A 20,429-nucleotide genomic window follows, 5' to 3' on the forward strand; every position below is an offset into this window, starting at 1 on the left:
GAGTTATTATGCCAGTTACGTTAAGTTTTGGTAATCGTCATAACTATGAAATTAATCATTCACGGCTAGCCCGTTTGATGAGTCCTGATAAAGAAGAAGCGCTATACATGGGGGTATGGGATAGATTTAAGGACTGCTTCAGAACACACAAAAAACAAGAGGTGCTGGAGGTATTATATACACTCATCCATGGATGTGAACGTGAAAATAAAGCTGAACTTAATGTTGATATAACCGGCATGGAGAAGATACATGCCTTTACACAATTAAAAGAATATGCTAACCCATCTCAACAAGACCGCTTTGTTATGCGTTTTGATATGAATCAGACACAAGTTTTATTTGAGATTGATGGCAAGGTTATTGATAAATGTAATTTGCATCGTCTCCTCAATGTTTCAGAAAACTGTATTTTTAAAGTGATGGAAGAAGATGAAGAAGAGTTGTTTCTTAAAATATGTATTAAGTATGGAGAAAAAATTGCCCGCTATCCAGAATTATTAGAAGGATTTGCTAATAAACTTAAAGATGCAGTTAATGAGGATGATGACGTTAAGGATGAAGTTTATAAGCTTATGCGATCTGGAGAAGATCGAAAAATGGAATGTGTTGAATGGAATGGTACTCTTACTGAAGAGGAGAAGAATAAACTACGCTGTCTTCAAATGGGGTCTTTTAATATTACTACCCAATTTTTTAAAATAGGTTACTGGGAATTAGAGGGGGAAGTCCTGTTTGATATGGTTCATCCAACACTTAGCTATCTGCTACAAGCATATAAACCGTCATTGTCATCTGATTTAATAGAAACTAACACCATGCTGTTTTCTGATGTATTAAATAAGGATTATGATGATTATCAAAATAATAAAAGAGAAATTGATGCTATTCTAAGAAGAATATATAGATCACATAATAACACTTTATTTATAAGTGAAAAGTCGAGTTGTCGCAATATGCTTATATAAAAAGTCATTAAAAAGGCCCCACTGATATGGAGCCTTTTTTGTACGCTTTTTATGGCGTAATTTCAGTCAAACCCATTACATGGTCTGCGTGAAGGTACGAGTAATAACGTCCTGCTGCTGTTCTTTCGTCAGGGAGTTAAAACGTACTGCGTAACCAGATACACGGATGGTCAGCTGCGGATATTTTTCCGGATGTTCCATCGCGTCCAGCAGCATTTCACGGTTCATGACGTTGACGTTCAGGTGCTGACCGCCTTCGATGGACGCTTCGTGGTGGAAGTAACCATCCATCAGACCTGCCAGGTTAGTCTTACGAACTTCGTCGTCTTTACCCAGTGCGTTCGGAACGATAGAGAAGGTATAAGAAATACCATCTTTCGCGTAAGCAAATGGCAGTTTAGCAACGGAGGTCAGAGAAGCGACAGCGCCTTTCTGGTCACGACCGTGCATCGGGTTAGCACCTGGTCCGAACGGCGCGCCAGCGCGACGACCATCCGGGGTGTTACCGGTTTTCTTACCATACACAACGTTAGAAGTAATGGTCAGAACAGACTGTGTCGGGATAGCGCCACGGTAGGTGGTCAGTTTCTGAATTTTCTTCATGAAACGTTCTACCAGGTCAACCGCCATGTCATCTACACGAGCGTCGTTGTTACCAAACTGCGGGTATTCGCCTTCGATTTCGAAGTCGATAGCCAGACCATCTTCGTCACGAATCGGTTTAACTTTCGCATATTTGATGGCAGACAGGGAGTCAGCAGCAACGGACAGACCTGCGATACCACACGCCATGGTGCGGATAACGTCACGGTCGTGCAGCGCCATCAGAGAGGCTTCGTAGCTGTACTTGTCGTGCATGTAGTGGATAACGTTCAGCGCGGTGACATACTGTTTAGCCAGCCAGTCCATGAAGTGATCCATGCGATCCATCACTTCGTCGAAGTTCAGAACATCGCCTTTGATCGGTTCGGATTTCGGACCAACCTGCATTTTCAGTTTTTCATCAACGCCGCCGTTGATAGCGTACAGCATGGTTTTCGCCAGGTTTGCACGCGCGCCGAAGAACTGCATTTGTTTACCAACGATCATCGGGCTTACGCAGCATGCGATAGCGTAGTCATCGTTGTTGAAGTCCGGACGCATCAGGTCATCGTTCTCGTACTGCAGAGAAGAGGTGTCGATGGAGACTTTAGCGGCGAATTTCTTGAAGTTCAGCGGCAGTTTTTCAGACCACAGAACGGTGATGTTCGGCTCCGGAGACGGCCCCATGGTGTACAGGGTGTTCAGGAAACGGAAGCTGTTTTTGGTGACCAGAGTACGGCCATCAACGCCCATACCGCCGATAGATTCGGTTGCCCAAATCGGGTCGCCGGAGAACAGTTCATCATATTCAGGAGTACGCAGGAAGCGAACCATACGCAGTTTCATGACCAGGTGGTCAATCATTTCCTGTGCGTCTTGCTCGGTGATTTTGCCTGCTTTCAGGTCACGTTCGATGTACGCATCCAGGAAGGTGGATACACGACCGAAGGACATTGCTGCGCCGTTCTGAGATTTAACCGCAGCCAGGTAACCGAAGTAAGTCCACTGGATTGCTTCCTGAGCGTTAGTCGCCGGACCAGAGATATCGCAGCCGTATTTAGCTGCCATTTCTTTGATCTGACCCAGAGCGCGGTGCTGTTCAGCGATTTCTTCACGCAGACGGATAGTCGCTTCCAGATTTACGCCGTTTTCCAGATCGGATTGCAGAGACGTAAACTGTGCGAATTTGTCTTTCATCAGGTAGTCGATACCGTACAGCGCTACGCGACGGTAGTCACCGATGATACGGCCACGGCCATACGCATCCGGCAGACCGGTCAGAACGCCGGATTTACGGCAACGCAGGATGTCCGGAGTATAAACGTCGAACACGCCCTGGTTGTGAGTCTTACGGTATTCGGTGAAGATTTTTTTGATCATTGGGTCCAGCTCGCGATTGTACGCTTTGCAGGAACCTTCAACCATTTTGATGCCGCCGAACGGGATAATCGCACGCTTCAGCGGAGCTTCAGTCTGCAGACCAACAATTTTCTCAAGCGCTTTGTTGATGTAGCCAGCGTCGTGAGAAGTGATGGTGGAAGCAACGGAGGTGTCAAAGTCAACAGGCGCGTGAGTGCGGTTTTCCTGTTTAACGCCTTCCATTACGCTGTCCCACAGCTTGGTGGTCGCGTCAGTAGCGCCAGCCAGGAAGGACTCGTCACCCTCATACGGAGTGTAGTTTTTCTGAATGAAGTCACGGACGTTTACTTCATTCTGCCAGTCACCTTTGGTAAAACCTTCCCAGGCTGTGGCTAACTTTTCATTAAGCTCGGACATGTAACACCTACCTTCTTAAGTGGATTTTTTATTTACTGCGTGTAATGGGCATCAACAGATTAATGATGCTCGTTACCACGCAGGTAAATGACCCAGTATGTCAACCCGACCAACAAACCGCCGCCGATAATATTACCGATCGTGACCGGAATCAGGTTATCAGTGATGAAGCTCATCACGGTCAGGTGAGAAAAACTTTCCGGAGACGAACCAACCGCGGTCCAAAACTCCGGTGTAGCAAAATCGCGTATTACAATACCCATAGGAATCATAAACATGTTTGCGATACTGTGCTCAAAACCGCTGGCGACAAACATGGCGACGGGCAGTACCATGATGAACGCTTTGTCCATCAGGCTACGACCTGAGTAGCTCATCCACACGGCCAGACAAACCATCAGGTTCGCCAGAATACCGAGGCAGACAGCTTCAATAAAAGTGTGGTGCATTTTGTGGTCGGCGGTTTGCAGGACGTTAAGTCCCCATTGACCGTTGGCAGTCATATACTCGCCGGAAAGCCACATCAGTAACACGAAAAGCAGAGCGCCAATCAGGTTACCAAAATAGACGTTTAACCAGTTTTTAGCCAGTTGCCCCCAGGTGATGCGACCGCTAGCTTTAGCTACAACGATCAGAACAGTAGAGGTGAAGAGATCAGCGCCGCAAATAACACAGAGAATCAGTCCCAAAGAGAAACAGATACCCCCGATAAGTTTCGCCATGCCATAAGGCATCGCGCCAGTACCGGTTGTCGCAGTAATATAAAAAACAAAGGCAATTGAAATGAATACGCCGGCGGTAATCGCCAGATAGAAAGTCTTAAGCGGATGTTTCGTTGCTTTATAGACGCCTGCTTCTTCAGCCACTTTGGCCATTGCTGCAGGGAGTAAAAGGTCAAAAGGGTTGTCAGCTTTCACACTAACTCTCTCTTTATTAAGTCGGCGACGAGATACTAACAAAGCATTATAGATGAGAATTTGATATAGATCATATCTCGCCTGGCTTATAGGCCCGTAAGTCGCATGGCTTTTATGCAATTACGGTGTAACTTTTTGATTATCCTAATAAAAATAAATTTTAAAAATTATAAATAGAGTTGAATTTTTTCCTGACTCCTCCTGCTGCACGGTTAATTAATATGGAGTAATCAACAAATAAAGTAACATCACTATGTCAATTAATTTAATATCAACAACCAATATTTAACCTTGTTATTACATTTTTCGCCGTTTAGCGAAAATAAATAAAACGGGGCCGCAAAGGCGCCCCGTAATATAACGCAGCCGAGAGGGTAAACCTACCCTAAGTCACTCATATGGCCTTATTTTGACCAGTATGCCGCTTTCGCGCGCTGTAATTTATCATACGCTTTTAACAAGGACTGATGCGCCGGGAACGCTTGTAGATCGTGGTCGACAGCCGGTAGTCCATAAAAAGCCGCTTCACCGCTAAGCGCGGCGCTGGCGGCCTCTACAGCCTCTGCGCCATACATTTTTATAAAAGCATTGAGATATTGCAGTGGCTGACGCGCATCTTCTTGCGACAGGAGCAGCAGAGTTTGCAGGCAACGGTAATAGTTTGCGCGTGCCGGACTAAAGACCGACGAATTGAACTCCATCGTCCATTCTGTCCAGATTAGCGCCTGCTCCAAATCGCCGCCCGCTAACGCTAACATTGCTTTTAATTCGCCGACGCGCAGTGTATACCAACCATTGTCCGCTCCGGTCGCCAGACCCAACAGTTCACGCACGCGGGTGAAATCGTCAAAACCTTCTTCATCCAATTGTTCAATCAGATTGAGATAATCTTCTTTATTCCAGGCGCTACCGGGCAGCGAAAGCAGAGTCTCACGAAGATGGCTACCCATATTGTTGTTGGCCAGCCACAGATCTTCGGCAGGATAAATATCAGACATTCCCGGTACGATAATACGACAGGCGTATACGCCGAGATGCTCGTAATCGGCAATGTAAACTTCTTTATCTTCAGCAGCAAAGATGGCCATCAGCGTGGCGAATTCTTCTTCGGTAGTGCCGGAAAAACTCCAGTCCGTGAACGGATAATCGGCGTCCTGTTTGAACAGATCCCAGGAAATCAGGCCGCTGGAGTCGATGAAGTGGGTCTCCAGATTAGTGTGCTCCGCGACTTCTTCATCATCGAACGTTGGTGGCGTGAAGACATCAAGATCTTTCAGTCCGCGTCCCTGGAGTAGCTCGGTCACTGTACGTTCCAGAGCAACGCCAAAGTCAGGATGCGCGCCAAAAGAAGCAAAGCAGGTACCGTTAGCCGGGTTGAACAGCACGACGCAGATAACCGGATACTTACCGCCCAGCGAGCCGTCATAGGCGAAAATCGGGAAACCCTCGGCTTCCAGCGTGGCGATTGACTCCATTACCGCCGGATAACGCGCCATCACCTCTGCGGGAATCTCCGGCAGACTGATACTTTCCGCAATGATGCGATTTTTCACATAACGCTCGAAGACTTCCGACAGTCCCTGAACGCGGGCTTCATTACGCGTATTGCCGGCGGACATTCCGTTAGAGACGTACAGGTTGCCGATAATATTCATCGGAATATACACGGTCTGGTTATCGGACTGACGGGTAAATGGCAGACCACAGATGCCGCGAGCTTCATTGCCGGACTGAAGATCAATTAACTGGCTTCCGGTGAGTTCATTTTCCGGATCGTAAAACGCGCGCAGACGGGCATCAAGCAAGCCTTCCGGTACGTCGTCATTTTCAGTCAGCGGAAACCACTTTTCGTTCGGATAATGCACGAATGGCCCGTTGGCGATCGTTTCGCCAAGCCAGAAATCAGCAAAAAAGTAGTTGGTTGACAGACGCTCGAAGTATTCGCCCAGCGCCGAGGCCAGCGCCGCTTTTTTGGTCGCGCCTTTTCCGTTGGTAAAGCATAACGCGCACTCTTTATCGCGAATATGCACTGACCAGACGTTTGGCACCGGGTTCAGCCAGGAGGCCTCTTCGATGTGAAAGCCGAGGTCGAGTAACTTTTGCTGGAAGCGGGCGATGGAGTCTTCCAGCGCGGCGTCTTTGCCGGGAATAAATGTTTGCGTCATGAAAATCACTTTTGTCGTACGGAAAGCGCGCAATGATACGGGTTTTATGTGACGGGCGCTATCTCGCCGGGACATCGGCGGAAATAAAAGTATTGGCTATGCTTTTACACTGGAATTCACAGGAAGAGCATAAAAAATGAAAGCATTTGATTTGCAACGAATGGCGCTGGATAACGTGCCGGTAGCGTTTTTGGGGGAAGTGGCGCTACGTAGCTTTTACACCTTTGTTCTGGTGTTTCTTTTCTTAAAGGTGACAGGACGACGCGGCGTACGGCAAATGTCGCTTTTTGAAGTGCTGATCATTTTGACATTGGGGTCGGCGGCAGGCGACGTCGCGTTTTATGATGACGTTCCGATGCTCCCTGTTCTGGTGGTATTCATCACCCTGGCGCTGCTCTATCGCCTGGTCATGTGGCTGATGGCGCATAGTGAAAAGTTGGAAGATCTGCTGGAAGGCAAGTCGGTGGTCATTGTTGAAGACGGCGAACTGGCGTGGGAAAAACTGCAGCGCTCGAACATGACGGAGTTTGAGTTTTTTATGGAGCTTCGCTTGAATGGCGTTGAGCAACTGGGGCAGGTCAGACTGGCCATTCTGGAGACAAACGGACAAATCAGCGTCTATTTCTTTGAAAATAAAGACGTTAAGCCGGGGTTAAGCATTCTTCCTGAGCACTGTACGCCACGCTTTATCGTGGCGCCGGAGGCTGGCGACTATGCCTGCGTACGTTGCAGTGAAGTGATACGCATGAACGCCGGGGAAAAGCAATTATGTCCGCGCTGCGCAAATCCAGAATGGACGAAGGCAAGCCGGGCTAAACGCGTTGTTTAACAGCGAAAATATCGGATTTATACGGTTAATCCGGAAGATTCTGTTGTGTGACGCATGCCGCATTTTCTCCTCGCATTGTTTTACCCATTGCGGCGCGTGTCACTGAATGATAAAACCGATATTCACATGAATAACGTTTGCCTGATGTCTGTCAGGCAGGAAACAATGCAGCGTGGTGAGGGGAAATGGCTCAGGTCTTTAATTTTAGTTCAGGTCCGGCGATGCTACCGGCGGAAGTACTTAAACTGGCGCAACAGGAGCTGTGTGACTGGCACGGTCTTGGTACGTCGGTAATGGAAATTAGCCATCGAGGCAAAGAGTTTATCCAGGTCGCTGAAGAGGCGGAGCAGGATTTTCGCGATCTCCTTAATATCCCCTCCAACTATAAAGTCTTATTTTGTCACGGCGGCGGTCGCGGGCAGTTTGCTGGCGTGCCGCTCAATCTGCTGGGCGATAAAACCACGGCGGATTATGTCGATGCCGGTTACTGGGCGGCGAGCGCCATCAAAGAAGCCAAAAAATACTGTGCGCCGCAGATTATCGACGCCAAAATCACCGTGGACGGCAAACGTGCCGTAAAACCGATGCGCGAGTGGCAGCTTTCCGATAATGCCGCTTATTTGCACTATTGCCCGAATGAGACCATTGACGGCATCGCCATCGATGAAACGCCGGATTTTGGCCCGGAGGTGGTCGTCACGGCGGACTTTTCTTCTACCATCCTGTCTGCGCCGCTGGACGTCTCTCGCTATGGCGTAATTTATGCTGGCGCGCAGAAGAATATCGGTCCGGCAGGACTGACGCTGGTTATCGTCCGGGAGGATCTGTTAGGCAAGGCGCATGAGAGCTGCCCGTCCATCCTCGACTACACCGTCCTGAATGATAACGACTCGATGTTTAATACGCCGCCGACTTTCGCCTGGTATCTTTCCGGTCTGGTGTTCAAATGGTTGAAAGCGCAGGGCGGCGTGGCGGCGATGCACAAAATCAATCAGCAAAAAGCGGAGTTGCTGTACGGTGTGATTGATAACAGCGATTTCTACCGTAACGATGTCGCACAGGCCAACCGTTCGCGGATGAATGTTCCGTTCCAGTTAGCGGACAATACGCTGGACAAGGTCTTTCTGGAAGAGTCTTTCGCCGCCGGTCTGCACGCCTTAAAAGGGCACCGTGTTGTTGGCGGTATGCGCGCCTCTATTTATAACGCCATGCCGATTGAAGGGGTAAAAGCGCTGACCGATTTCATGATCGATTTTGAGCGTCGCCACGGCTAATACGTTTCTTTTTTCATCCCCACGGCCAGTCTGTGGGGTTTTTATTTCTGTTTTTTGAGAGTTGAGTTTCATGGAATCCCTGACGTTACAACCCATCGCGCGGGTCGATGGCGCCATTAATTTACCTGGCTCCAAAAGTGTTTCAAACCGTGCTTTGCTCCTGGCGGCTTTAGCTTGTGGTAAAACCGTTCTGACGAATCTGCTGGATAGCGATGACGTCCGCCATATGCTCAATGCCTTGAGCGCGTTGGGGATCAATTACACCCTTTCTGCCGATCGCACCCGCTGTGATATCACGGGTAATGGCGGCGCATTACGTGCGCCAGGCGCTCTGGAACTGTTTCTCGGTAATGCCGGAACCGCGATGCGTCCGTTAGCGGCAGCGCTATGTCTGGGGCAAAATGAGATAGTGTTAACCGGCGAACCGCGTATGAAAGAGCGTCCGATAGGCCATCTGGTCGATTCGCTGCGTCAGGGCGGGGCGAATATTGATTACCTGGAGCAGGAAAACTATCCGCCCCTGCGTCTGCGCGGCGGTTTTACCGGCGGCGACATTGAGGTTGATGGTAGCGTTTCCAGCCAGTTCCTGACCGCTCTGCTGATGACGGCGCCGCTGGCCCCTGAAGACACAATTATTCGCGTTAAAGGCGAACTGGTATCAAAACCTTACATCGATATCACGCTAAATTTAATGAAAACCTTTGGCGTGGAGATAGCGAACCACCACTACCAACAATTTGTCGTGAAGGGAGGTCAACAGTATCACTCTCCAGGTCGCTATCTGGTCGAGGGCGATGCCTCGTCAGCGTCCTATTTTCTCGCCGCCGGGGCGATAAAAGGCGGCACGGTAAAAGTGACCGGAATTGGCCGCAAAAGTATGCAGGGCGATATTCGTTTTGCCGATGTGCTGGAGAAAATGGGCGCGACCATTACCTGGGGCGATGATTTTATTGCCTGCACGCGCGGTGAATTGCACGCCATAGATATGGATATGAACCATATTCCGGATGCGGCGATGACGATTGCCACCACGGCGCTGTTTGCGAAAGGAACCACGACGTTGCGCAATATTTATAACTGGCGAGTGAAAGAAACCGATCGCCTGTTCGCGATGGCGACCGAGCTACGTAAAGTGGGCGCTGAAGTCGAAGAAGGGCACGACTATATTCGTATCACGCCGCCGGCGAAGCTCCAACACGCGGATATTGGCACGTACAACGACCACCGTATGGCGATGTGCTTCTCACTGGTCGCACTGTCCGATACGCCAGTTACGATCCTGGACCCTAAATGTACCGCAAAAACGTTCCCTGATTATTTCGAACAACTGGCGCGAATGAGTACGCCTGCCTAAGTCTTCTGTTGCGCCAGTCGACGGGCTGGCGCGCCGAGTCCGTATTCGCACTATTTTTATAATTATGACTAATGCTAATTTGTTGATGATTTAACACATTGATTTATGTGTTTTTTATAATAGTTATCAACGGAAGATTAGTATGAAAAATAAATCATTACTACTGGCGGTGGCGATTTCCGCCACGCTACTGGCAGGATGTAAAAATGGCGTGAATGGCAATTTAATCGCCAGTTCAGGCATGTCAGCCTACAAAGCCGCCACACTGTCCGATGCGGATGTTAAGGCATTATCTAATAATGCCTGTAAACAAATGGACAGCGAGAATCAACTGGCAGGTTCGAAAAGCAAATACACCAAACGTCTGAGCAAAATCGCCAAAGCGCTGGGTAACAACATTGACGGTACGCCGGTTAGCTATAAAGTCTATATGACCAGCGATATCAACGCATGGGCGATGGCGAACGGTTGCGTTCGCGTATACTCCGGCCTGATGGATCTGATGACCGATAATGAAATTGAAGGCGTACTGGGCCATGAACTGGGCCATGTCTCTTTAGGGCACTCTCGCAAGGCAATGCAGACCGCTTATGCCACGCTGGCGGCTCGCGATGCGATTTCCGCCACCAGCGGCGTCGCAGCGCAGCTTTCCCAGTCTCAATTGGGCGATCTGGCGGAAGGCGTCATCAATTCGGCGTTTTCTCGCAGTCAGGAGTCGGATGCGGATGACTTCTCTTACGATCTGCTGAAAAAACGCGGGATTAACACCCAGGGCTTAGTCACGGCATTCGATAAATTCGCCACAATGGACGCAGGTCATGCAAAATCATTGATGGACTCCCACCCGGCTTCAGCCGATCGCGCGCAGCATATGCGCGACAGAATTGCCGAAGATAAAAAGTAAATCATTGTCATCTTTCGGGCTGGTTTCTCGCCGGCCCGCTATAATTGCGCAATTATTCCGCATCTGATTACAGACAAAACTGGTTTTTGCACGCAACGTTAACGGTCGCGAGCGTTGGCGCGTATAATGCGCGGCGTTTACGTTAACGGTACGCCTGTTTAAGGAGATAAAGATGACGGCAATTGCCCCGGTAATAACCATTGATGGCCCAAGCGGTGCAGGTAAAGGCACCTTGTGCAAAGCAATGGCGGAAGCATTGCAATGGCATCTGCTGGATTCCGGCGCGATATACCGCGTACTGGCGCTGGCGGCATTGCATCACCATGTCGATCTCGCCTCTGAAGATGCGCTGGTGCCGCTGGCGTCCCATCTGGACGTGCGTTTCGTCTCAACGGACGGCAACCTGGAAGTTATCCTGGAAGGCGAGGACGTTAGCGGCGAAATCCGTACGCAGGAAGTCGCGAACGCGGCATCCCAGGTGGCAGCATTCCCACGCGTGCGTGAAGCGCTTCTTCGCCGCCAACGCGCATTCCGCGAAGCGCCTGGTTTAATCGCCGATGGACGCGATATGGGGACCGTGGTCTTCCCGGATGCGCCGGTAAAAATTTTCCTTGACGCCTCCTCGGAGGAACGTGCGCATCGACGTATGCTACAGTTGCAGGAGAATGGCTTTAGTGTTAACTTTGAACGCCTTTTGGCCGAGATCAAGGAACGCGACGATCGCGATCGTAATCGCGCTGTAGCGCCGTTAGTTCCTGCTGCTGATGCATTAGTTTTGGATTCTACCCGATTAAGCATTGAGCAAGTGATTGAAAAAGCGTTACAATATGCGCGCCAAAAATTGGCTCTCGCTTAAATGCGACCGAATTTGTAGTACCCCCGTTGCAAAGGATTGACAGCGGGTATGTTAAACAACCCCATCCGGCACGGAGCCAGGTGGACGTTAAATATGAAACCTGAAGATTAAACATGACTGAATCTTTTGCTCAACTCTTTGAAGAATCCTTAAAAGAAATCGAAACCCGCCCGGGTTCCATCGTTCGTGGTGTTGTTGTTGCTATCGACAAAGACGTAGTACTGGTTGACGCCGGTCTGAAATCTGAGTCTGCCATTCCGGCTGAGCAGTTCAAAAACGCCCAGGGCGAACTGGAAATCCAGGTTGGTGACGAAGTTGACGTTGCTCTGGATGCAGTAGAAGACGGCTTCGGTGAAACTCTGCTCTCTCGTGAGAAAGCTAAACGTCACGAAGCATGGATCACGCTGGAAAAAGCTTACGAAGATGCTGAAACTGTTACCGGTGTTATCAACGGCAAAGTTAAGGGTGGCTTCACTGTTGAGCTGAACGGTATTCGCGCGTTCCTGCCAGGTTCTCTGGTAGACGTTCGTCCGGTGCGTGACACTCTGCACCTGGAAGGCAAAGAGCTTGAATTCAAAGTAATCAAGCTGGACCAGAAACGTAACAACGTTGTGGTTTCTCGTCGTGCCGTTATCGAATCCGAAAACAGCGCAGAACGCGATCAGCTGCTGGAAAACCTGCAGGAAGGCATGGAAGTTAAAGGTATCGTTAAGAACCTCACTGACTACGGTGCATTCGTTGATCTGGGCGGCGTTGACGGCCTGCTGCACATCACTGATATGGCCTGGAAACGCGTTAAGCATCCGAGCGAAATCGTGAACGTTGGCGACGAAATCAACGTGAAAGTGCTGAAATTCGACCGCGAGCGTACCCGTGTATCCCTGGGTCTGAAACAGCTGGGCGAAGATCCGTGGGTTGCTATCGCTAAACGTTATCCGGAAGGTACCAAACTGACCGGTCGCGTGACCAACCTGACCGACTACGGCTGCTTCGTTGAAATCGAAGAAGGCGTTGAAGGCCTGGTTCACGTTTCCGAAATGGACTGGACCAACAAAAACATCCACCCGTCCAAAGTGGTTAACGTTGGCGACGTAGTGGAAGTGATGGTTCTGGATATCGACGAAGAACGTCGTCGTATCTCCTTAGGGTTGAAGCAGTGCAAATCTAACCCGTGGCAGCAGTTCGCAGAAACCCACAACAAGGGCGACCGCGTTGAAGGTAAAATCAAGTCTATCACTGACTTCGGTATCTTCATCGGCCTGGACGGCGGCATCGACGGCCTGGTTCACCTGTCTGACATCTCCTGGAACGTTGCAGGCGAAGAAGCAGTTCGTGAATACAAAAAAGGCGACGAAATCGCTGCAGTTGTTCTGCAGGTTGACGCAGAACGTGAACGTATCTCCCTGGGCGTTAAACAGCTCGCAGAAGATCCGTTCAACAACTGGGTTGCTCTGAACAAGAAAGGCGCTATCGTAACCGGTAAAGTCACTGCAGTTGACGCGAAAGGCGCAACCGTAGAACTGGCTGACGGCGTTGAAGGTTACCTGCGTGCTTCTGAAGCATCCCGTGACCGCGTTGAAGATGCGACTCTGGTTCTGAGCGTTGGCGACGACGTTGAAGCTAAATTCACCGGCGTTGATCGTAAAAACCGCGCAATCAGCCTGTCTGTTCGTGCGAAAGACGAAGCTGACGAGAAAGATGCCATCGCAACTGTTAACAAACAGGAAGATGCAAACTTCTCTAACAACGCAATGGCTGAAGCATTCAAAGCAGCTAAAGGCGAGTAATCCTCTGAAACTTCGGGTCTTTTAGTCCGAAGTATAACGAGATTACTTGACAGATTGCAGGTTTCGGCCTGTAATCAAGCACTAAGGGCGGCTACGGCCGCCCTTAATCAATCTCACGGCTGCAGCCAATTTGCCTTTAAGGAACCGGAGGAATTATGACCAAGTCAGAATTGATTGAAAGACTTGCAACCCAGCAATCTCACATTCCCGCTAAGGCGGTTGAAGACGCGGTAAAAGAGATGCTGGAGCATATGGCCTCGACTCTTGCGCAGGGCGAGCGTATTGAAATCCGCGGTTTCGGCAGTTTTTCTTTGCATTACCGCGCGCCTCGTACCGGACGTAACCCCAAGACCGGCGATAAAGTGGAACTGGAAGGAAAATACGTTCCTCACTTTAAACCGGGTAAAGAACTGCGCGATCGCGCCAATATTTACGGTTAAGTTTTAACGCAAAACTTGAACCCGAAAAAAGCACCGTCAGGGTGCTTTTTTCATTTATACGCCGTCAGGCGCAAACGCTATTCGACCGAAAACTGGAAAACGTTTCGCATTTTTTGCTGCGTCTTACATTTATCAGGTAAAAAACCTGGAATCCGCGCCGTATAGCACAAAATCCCCTCCAGACAATGGCGTCCTGAACCTGCACACTTTCCCGCACAGGGAGGTGTCTATGAAGATAACGACGGTCAGCGTATGCGTAGTATGCGGCATACTTCCGCTCATGATATTGCCAGTATTACCTGATACGTGGATTCTCGCGGTGCTGTTTTGTCTGGCATGTTTGCTTTGCCTCATACCCCATCACTATGCGCGCTACGCGGCATTAACCTTGCTCTTTTTCATGTGGGGGATATTTGCCGCCAGGCAGGCCATCTGGGCGGGAAACGTCCTGCCCGCCGCGACGCAGGAGGCGACAGTCGTCATTACTGCCACCGATCATATGACCACTCATTATGGGCGAATTACCCATTTGCATGGAAAGCCACTCTTTCCTGCTGTAGGGATTGTCCTGCATGGCCAGTACTTACCCACGGAAGTGTGTGCCGGACAGCAGTGGGCGATGACGCTGAAGGTCAGAGCGGTACACGGACAGCTTAACGAAGGCGGTTTTGATAGCCAGCGTTACGCGCTAGCGCAGCACCAACCGTTGACCGGGCGTTTTCTACAGGCTAAAGCGATTAACCCTGAGTGTAGCTTGCGTGGGCGCTATCTTGCTTCGCTTCGCGCTACGCTTGCGCCTTATCCGTGGCAGCAGGTTATTCTGGCGTTGGGAATGGGGGAGCGGGGAGCGGTGTCGCAGGAGGTGAAGGCCGTTATGCGCGATACGGGGACTGCCCATTTGATGGCGATTTCCGGCCTGCATATCGCTTTTGCTGCGTTATTGGCTGCCGGATTAATCCGTGGCGGACAATTCTTTTTGCCGGTCAGATGGATTCGTTGGCAGACGCCATTGCTGGGCGGCATTCTTTGCGCGATATGTTATGCCTGGCTTACCGGCTTACAACCGCCTGCGCTGCGCACGGTGGCGGCGCTGAGCGTCTGGGGAGGATTAAAATTAAGCGGACGACAGTGGAGCGGCTGGCAAGTCTGGTGCTGCTGTCTGGCCGCGATTATTTTCGCCGATCCTGTGGCGGTTATATCACAAAGTCTTTGGCTGTCAGCATTTGCGGTTGCCGGCCTGTTATTCTGGTATCAGTGGTTTCCTGCGCCAAACGGAAATTTTCCACGGGGCTTACGTTGGTTGCTTAACCTGCTTCACCTACAGGCAGGCATTACACTTCTGCTTTTGCCTCTCCAGGTGGCGCTTTTTCATGGCATAAGCGTTACCGCAATGCTGGCGAATCTTTTTGCCGTACCCTGGGTCACATTTGTGACGATTCCGCTCATCCTGGCGGGAATGATTCTGCATTTAACCGGGCCGTTTTTTCTTGAAGAGTGGGTATGGTACCTGACCGATCGCGCGTTAGCCGCGCTATTTTACCTGTTGAATGCTTTACCGCAGGGCTGGGTGAATATTGATAACCGTTGGCAGTGGCTGACGTTTTTGCCCTGGCTAATGCTTATCGCGTGGCGATTAAACGTCTGGCGTACCTGGCCGGCGGTCTGTTTATGCGGGTTATTGTTGATGAGCTGGCCACTCTGGCGGCCGATAAACGCCAGCGGATGGCAGGTGCATATGCTGGATGTCGGTCAGGGGCTGGCGATAGCGATCGTCAGGGGCGATAAAGTAATACTCTACGATACCGGTCGGGCATGGCCGGAGGGCGACAGCGGGCAACAGGTTATTATTCCCTGGTTGCGCTGGCATAATCTGACGCCGGAGGGCGTTATTTTGAGTCATGAGCATCTGGATCATCGGGGCGGGCTGCGTTCGCTACAGCAGGTCTGGCCGTCAATGTGGATTCGCAGCCCGTTAGGCTGGCAGGGACATTTGCCCTGTTTTCGCGGCGAGCAGTGGCAATGGCAGGGGCTAACGTTTCAGGCGCACTGGCCGTTACGCGAAAGTGCCGATCGAGGAAATAACCGTTCTTGTGTGGTCAAAGTGGATGACGGTGTACATAGCATCCTGCTCACGGGCGATATCGAAGCGGGCGCTGAACAAAAAATGCTAAGTCGTTACTGGCGACATCTTGCGGCGACGTTTATCCAGGTGCCGCATCATGGTAGTAATACGTCGTCGTCGCTACCATTTATTCAGCGCGTACATGGTGAAGCGGCGCTGGCGTCCGCATCGCGCTATAACGCATGGCGGCTGCCGTCCCGCAAGGTAAAACAGCGCTACCGACAGCAGGCGTATCAGTGGTTTGATACACCCCACCAGGGGCAAATTTTGCTGCTGTTTTCTCCGCAGGGCTGGCGCATACAAGGCTTACGGGATCAAATTTTACCTCGCTGGTATCATCAGTGGTTTGGCGTGTCCGAGGATAACGGGTAGAATATGCGGCTATTTCAACAAATGCTGGTTTTTTGAATGCATAACGATAAAGATCTCTCTACGTGGCAGACCTTCCGCCGACTGTGGCCAACCATAGCGCCTTTTAAAGCAGGTCTGATCGTGGCGGGCATAGCGTTAATTCTCAACGCAGCCAGCGATACCTTCATGCTATCGCTCCTCAAGCCATTACTGGATGATGGTTTCGGTAAAACGGATCGCTCAGTGTTGCTGTGGATGCCGCTGGTGGTTATTGGGCTGATGATATTACGAGGCATCACTAGCTATATCTCCAGCTACTGTATTTCATGGGTGTCAGGCAAGGTGGTAATGACCATGCGCCGTCGCCTGTTTGGCCATATGATGGGAATGCCCGTCGCCTTCTTTGATAAACAGTCTACCGGTACGCTGCTGTCGCGTATTACATACGATTCAGAACAGGTTGCCTCTTCTTCATCTGGCGCGCTGATTACCGTGGTGCGTGAAGGGGCATCGATCATCGGATTGTTTATCATGATGTTCTATTACAGCTGGCAGTTGTCGATCATCCTGGTTGTTTTAGCGCCGATTGTGTCGATTGCGATTCGCGTTGTCTCAAAGCGGTTCCGCAGCATCAGTAAAAATATGCAGAACACGATGGGACAAGTGACTACCAGCGCTGAACAAATGCTGAAAGGACACAAAGAGGTACTGATTTTTGGCGGTCAGGAAGTCGAAACTAAGCGCTTTGATAAAGTCAGCAATAAGATGCGACTGCAAGGCATGAAAATGGTCTCTGCCTCGTCAATTTCCGATCCTATCATTCAGCTCATTGCCTCGCTGGCGCTGGCGTTTGTCCTCTATGCTGCGAGCTTCCCAAGCGTAATGGATAGCCTGACGGCTGGGACCATCACCGTGGTGTTCTCCTCCATGATCGCGCTGATGCGTCCATTAAAATCGCTGACAAACGTTAACGCGCAGTTCCAGCGTGGGATGGCGGCTTGTCAAACGTTGTTTGCGATTCTGGATAGCGAACAGGAGAAAGATGAAGGTAAACGTGTCATTGACCGCGCGACCGGCGATCTCGAATTCCGCAATGTGACGTTTACTTACCCGGGCCGTGAAGTGCCGGCATTGCGTAACATCAATTTGAAAATTCCTGCCGGGAAAACCGTGGCGCTGGTGGGGCGTTCCGGATCGGGTAAATCAACTATCGCCAGTCTGATCACCCGTTTCTACGATATTGATGAAGGACACATCCTGATGGATGGTCACGATCTACGCGAATACACTCTGGCCTCTCTACGTAATCAGGTGGCGCTGGTTTCGCAAAACGTGCATCTGTTTAACGACACGGTCGCCAATAACATTGCTTATGCCCGGACGGAAGAATACAGCCGCGAGCAGATTGAAGAGGCGGCGCGCATGGCCTATGCCATGGACTTTATCAATAAGATGGATAATGGCCTGGATACCATTATCGGCGAAAACGGCGTACTGCTTTCCGGCGGTCAGCGCCAGCGTATCGCGATCGCCCGCGCCTTACTGCGCGACAGCCCGATTCTGATCCTTGATGAAGCTACGTCCGCGCTGGATACCGAATCTGAACGTGCGATTCAGGCAGCGTTGGATGAGCTGCAGAAAAACCGTACCTCTCTGGTGATTGCGCACCGTCTCTCCACCATCGAACAGGCAGATGAGATCGTTGTAGTCGAAGACGGTATTATCGTTGAGCGCGGCACTCATAGCGAGTTGCTGGCGCAACACGGCGTTTACGCCCAGCTACATAAGATGCAATTTGGCCAATGATTGCGCGTATCTGGTCGGGTGAATCCCCGCTATGGCGGTTACTGCTGCCGCTCTCCTGGCTGTATGGTCTGGTGAGCGGGGCGATTCGTCTGAGCTATAAGCTTGGTTTTAAACGCGCCTGGCGAGCGCCGGTACCGGTGGTTGTGGTAGGGAATCTTACGGCTGGCGGTAACGGTAAAACCCCCGTAGTCATTTGGCTGGTGGAAAAGCTGCAACAGCGTGGCGTGCGCGTGGGGGTTGTTTCCCGCGGCTACGGCGGGAAAGCTGCCGCTTATCCGCTGCTCCTGACGCCGGAGACGACAACCGCAGAAGCGGGAGATGAACCGGTATTGATTTATCAACGGACCGGCGCGCCTGTCGCGGTGGCGCCTGAACGCGCCGCGGCGGTGAAAGCGATTCTGGCGGCGCATAATGTGCAGATTATTATCACCGACGATGGGTTGCAGCATTACCGGCTCGCGCGAGATATTGAAATTGTGGTGATTGACGGCGTGCGCCGTTTTGGCAACGGCTGGTGGCTTCCTGCCGGTCCTATGCGCGAACGCGCCAGTCGCCTGAAAACCGTAGACGCCGCTATCGTGAATGGCGGCGTCGCCCGGGCGGGCGAAATCCCCATGCAGCTAGCGCCTGGACTGGCGGTGAACTTACGTACGGGAGCGCGTTGCGATGTGGCGCAACTGAGCAATATTGTGGCGATGGCGGGCATCGGTCATCCGCCGCGCTTTTTCGCCACGCTGGAAGCCTGTGGCGCGCATCCGCAAAAGTGTGTCCCTCTGGCGGATCATCAAACGCTCGCCCCTGCTGACGTTCAGGCGTTGGTCGGTGAAGGGCAGACCCTGGTAATGACGGAAAAAGACGCGGTGAAATGCTGTGCTTTTGCCGAAGATAACTGGTGGTTCTTACCGGTTGATGCGCGTTTGTCCGGTGAGCAGCCTGATAAGTTGCTTGAACATATCACCTCGCTGGTTCGCTAGCGTACCCCAATGCAGCGGCAGTGATGAATTTATGGAGTCATGAATGTCATTGCCGTACCTTTCTCTTTCCCAGGCCCGTTGTCTTCACCTTGCTGCGCAGGGGCTATTGAAAAAGCCGCGCCGTAACGCGATGCCTGGCGATGTTCTTGCCGCCATCTCACGCATGGCGTTGCTGCAAATTGATACCATCAATGTTGTCGCACGTAGCCCCTATCTGGTGCTGTTTAGCCGTCTCGGCTCGTACCCGCAGGCCTGGCTGGATGAGGCGCTGCGACGCGGCGAGTTAATGGAATACTGGGCGCATGAGGCCTGTTTCTTACCACGCCGTGACTTTAAACTTATCCGCCATCGTATGCTGTCGCCGGAAAAGATGGGCTGGAAATATCGCGCGGCATGGATGCATGAGCACGCGGAAGAAATAGAACAGCTAATGCGGCATATTCAGGAGCACGGCCCGGTGCGATCTGCCGATTTTGAACATGCGCAGAAAGGCGCCAGCGGCTGGTGGGAATGGAAACCACATAAACGCCACCTTGAGGGTTTATTTACCGCCGGAAAAGTCATGGTTGTTGAGCGGCGTAATTTTCAACGTGTATATGATTTAACGCGCCGTGTGATGCCGCACTGGGATGATGAACGCGATGGACTGTCACAGCCGCAGGCGGAAAGCCTGATGCTGGATAATAGCGCGCGCAGTCTGGGGATTTTCCGTGAACAGTGGCTGGCGGATTACTACCGCCTGAAACGTCCTGACCTGAAGGGATGGCGGGAGAGCCGGGCGGAACAGCAGCAGATTATTCCGGTCGAGGTGGAAACGTTGGGGCGGATGTGGCTTCATGCCGATCTTCTTTCGCAGCTTGAACCGGCGCTAAATAACGCCTTAAAGGCGACCCATAGCGCAGTACTGTCGCCTTTCGATCCTGTGGTATGGGATCGCAAGCGGGCAGCGCAGCTCTTCGCATTTAACTATCGGCTGGAATGTTATACGCCCGCGGCGAAGCGCCAGTACGGTTATTTTGTGCTGCCGCTATTATACCAGGGCCGTTTAGTCGGGCGAATGGATGCCAAAATGCACCGTAAAACGGGGGTGCTTGAGGTTATCTCGCTGTATCTGGAGGACGATATCCGCCCTGGCGTTAGTCTGCAAAAAGGAATCTGGCAGGCGATTAGCGCGTTTGCTGCCTGGCAACGGGCATCGCGCGTGACGCTGGGACAATGTCCGCCAGGCCTGTTTAGCGCCATGCGTCATGGCTGGGAAATAGACCCTGCACCATAACTGATTATGTTAATATTGAAGGATTCACAATCCGGTCCATCTGGAGGA

General features: G+C 51.2%; 15 protein-coding genes. 12 read left to right on the forward strand and 3 right to left on the reverse strand.

The annotated features are described in order from the left end of the window. The first annotated feature begins 8 nt into the window (after positions 1 to 8). Positions 9 to 968: an SPI-2 type III secretion system effector SopD2 gene (gene sopD2 / locus ACLJRS_RS00850; protein WP_410957735.1), complete on the forward strand. Its 960-nt coding sequence runs from the start codon at positions 9 to 11 to the stop codon at positions 966 to 968. 75 nt (positions 969 to 1,043) lie between these two features. Here sopD2 and pflB read toward each other — a convergent pair whose 3' ends face one another. The 3 genes from pflB to ycaO form a co-directional block, all read right to left on the reverse strand. Beyond that, complete coding sequence (gene pflB, locus ACLJRS_RS00855; RefSeq protein ID WP_001292799.1) at positions 1,044 to 3,326, reverse strand: formate C-acetyltransferase; 2,283 nt, start codon at positions 3,324 to 3,326, stop codon at positions 1,044 to 1,046. A gap of 59 nt (positions 3,327 to 3,385) precedes the next feature. Beyond that, positions 3,386 to 4,243, reverse strand: coding sequence for a formate transporter FocA (gene focA / locus ACLJRS_RS00860; RefSeq protein WP_000642539.1), 858 nt, complete (start codon positions 4,241 to 4,243; stop codon positions 3,386 to 3,388). Positions 4,244 to 4,647: 404 nt separating this feature from the next. Further along, a complete protein-coding gene (ycaO, locus tag ACLJRS_RS00865) occupies positions 4,648 to 6,408 on the reverse strand; it encodes a 30S ribosomal protein S12 methylthiotransferase accessory factor YcaO (RefSeq protein ID WP_000194821.1) in 1,761 nt (586 codons plus the stop codon). Between the two features lie 136 nt (positions 6,409 to 6,544). Between ycaO and ACLJRS_RS00870 the strand changes: the two genes are divergently transcribed. The 11 genes from ACLJRS_RS00870 (at position 6,545) to ACLJRS_RS00920 (ending at position 20,381) form a co-directional block, all read left to right on the forward strand. Further along, a complete protein-coding gene (locus ACLJRS_RS00870; protein WP_000642866.1) occupies positions 6,545 to 7,237 on the forward strand; it encodes a DUF421 domain-containing protein in 693 nt (230 codons plus the stop codon). A gap of 185 nt (positions 7,238 to 7,422) precedes the next feature. Further along, the gene (gene serC, locus ACLJRS_RS00875) at positions 7,423 to 8,511 is read left to right on the forward strand and encodes a 3-phosphoserine/phosphohydroxythreonine transaminase (RefSeq protein WP_000079584.1); all 1,089 of its coding nucleotides are present in this window, start codon (positions 7,423 to 7,425) and stop codon (positions 8,509 to 8,511) included. A gap of 70 nt (positions 8,512 to 8,581) precedes the next feature. Beyond that, the gene (gene aroA / locus ACLJRS_RS00880; RefSeq protein ID WP_000445186.1) at positions 8,582 to 9,865 is read left to right on the forward strand and encodes a 3-phosphoshikimate 1-carboxyvinyltransferase; all 1,284 of its coding nucleotides are present in this window, start codon (positions 8,582 to 8,584) and stop codon (positions 9,863 to 9,865) included. A 142-nt stretch (positions 9,866 to 10,007) separates the two neighbouring features. Next, on the forward strand, positions 10,008 to 10,769 hold the full coding sequence (locus ACLJRS_RS00885; protein WP_000792301.1) for a M48 family metallopeptidase: 762 nt from the start codon (positions 10,008 to 10,010) through the stop codon (positions 10,767 to 10,769). Between the two features lie 172 nt (positions 10,770 to 10,941). Next, positions 10,942 to 11,625 (forward strand): (d)CMP kinase, encoded by a 684-nt coding sequence (gene cmk / locus ACLJRS_RS00890; protein WP_000125007.1) that lies wholly within the window; start codon positions 10,942 to 10,944, stop codon positions 11,623 to 11,625. A gap of 113 nt (positions 11,626 to 11,738) precedes the next feature. Then, complete coding sequence (gene rpsA, locus ACLJRS_RS00895) at positions 11,739 to 13,412, forward strand: 30S ribosomal protein S1 (protein ID WP_000140324.1); 1,674 nt, start codon at positions 11,739 to 11,741, stop codon at positions 13,410 to 13,412. Positions 13,413 to 13,567: 155 nt separating this feature from the next. Further along, positions 13,568 to 13,852 (forward strand): integration host factor subunit beta, encoded by a 285-nt coding sequence (ihfB, locus tag ACLJRS_RS00900; RefSeq protein WP_000167332.1) that lies wholly within the window; start codon positions 13,568 to 13,570, stop codon positions 13,850 to 13,852. Between the two features lie 229 nt (positions 13,853 to 14,081). Continuing rightward, positions 14,082 to 16,346 (forward strand): ComEC family protein, encoded by a 2,265-nt coding sequence (locus tag ACLJRS_RS00905; protein WP_000705772.1) that lies wholly within the window; start codon positions 14,082 to 14,084, stop codon positions 16,344 to 16,346. Between the two features lie 36 nt (positions 16,347 to 16,382). Next, entirely contained in the window at positions 16,383 to 18,131 is a 1,749-nt protein-coding gene (gene msbA / locus ACLJRS_RS00910; RefSeq protein ID WP_000551246.1) for a lipid A ABC transporter ATP-binding protein/permease MsbA, read from the forward strand. After that, positions 18,128 to 19,105 carry a tetraacyldisaccharide 4'-kinase gene (gene lpxK, locus ACLJRS_RS00915; RefSeq protein ID WP_000561677.1) on the forward strand — a complete coding sequence of 326 codons (978 nt, stop codon included), beginning with the start codon at positions 18,128 to 18,130 and terminating at the stop codon, positions 19,103 to 19,105. The genes msbA and lpxK overlap by 4 nt, the downstream gene beginning before the upstream one ends. Before the next feature lie 43 nt (positions 19,106 to 19,148). Next, positions 19,149 to 20,381 carry a winged helix-turn-helix domain-containing protein gene (locus tag ACLJRS_RS00920; protein ID WP_000056925.1) on the forward strand — a complete coding sequence of 411 codons (1,233 nt, stop codon included), beginning with the start codon at positions 19,149 to 19,151 and terminating at the stop codon, positions 20,379 to 20,381. Positions 20,382 to 20,429: the final 48 nt, after the last annotated feature.

It is taken from the genome of Salmonella sp. SAL00670 (assembly GCF_046552235.1).
Taxonomy (GTDB): Bacteria; Pseudomonadota; Gammaproteobacteria; order Enterobacterales; family Enterobacteriaceae; genus Salmonella; species Salmonella enterica.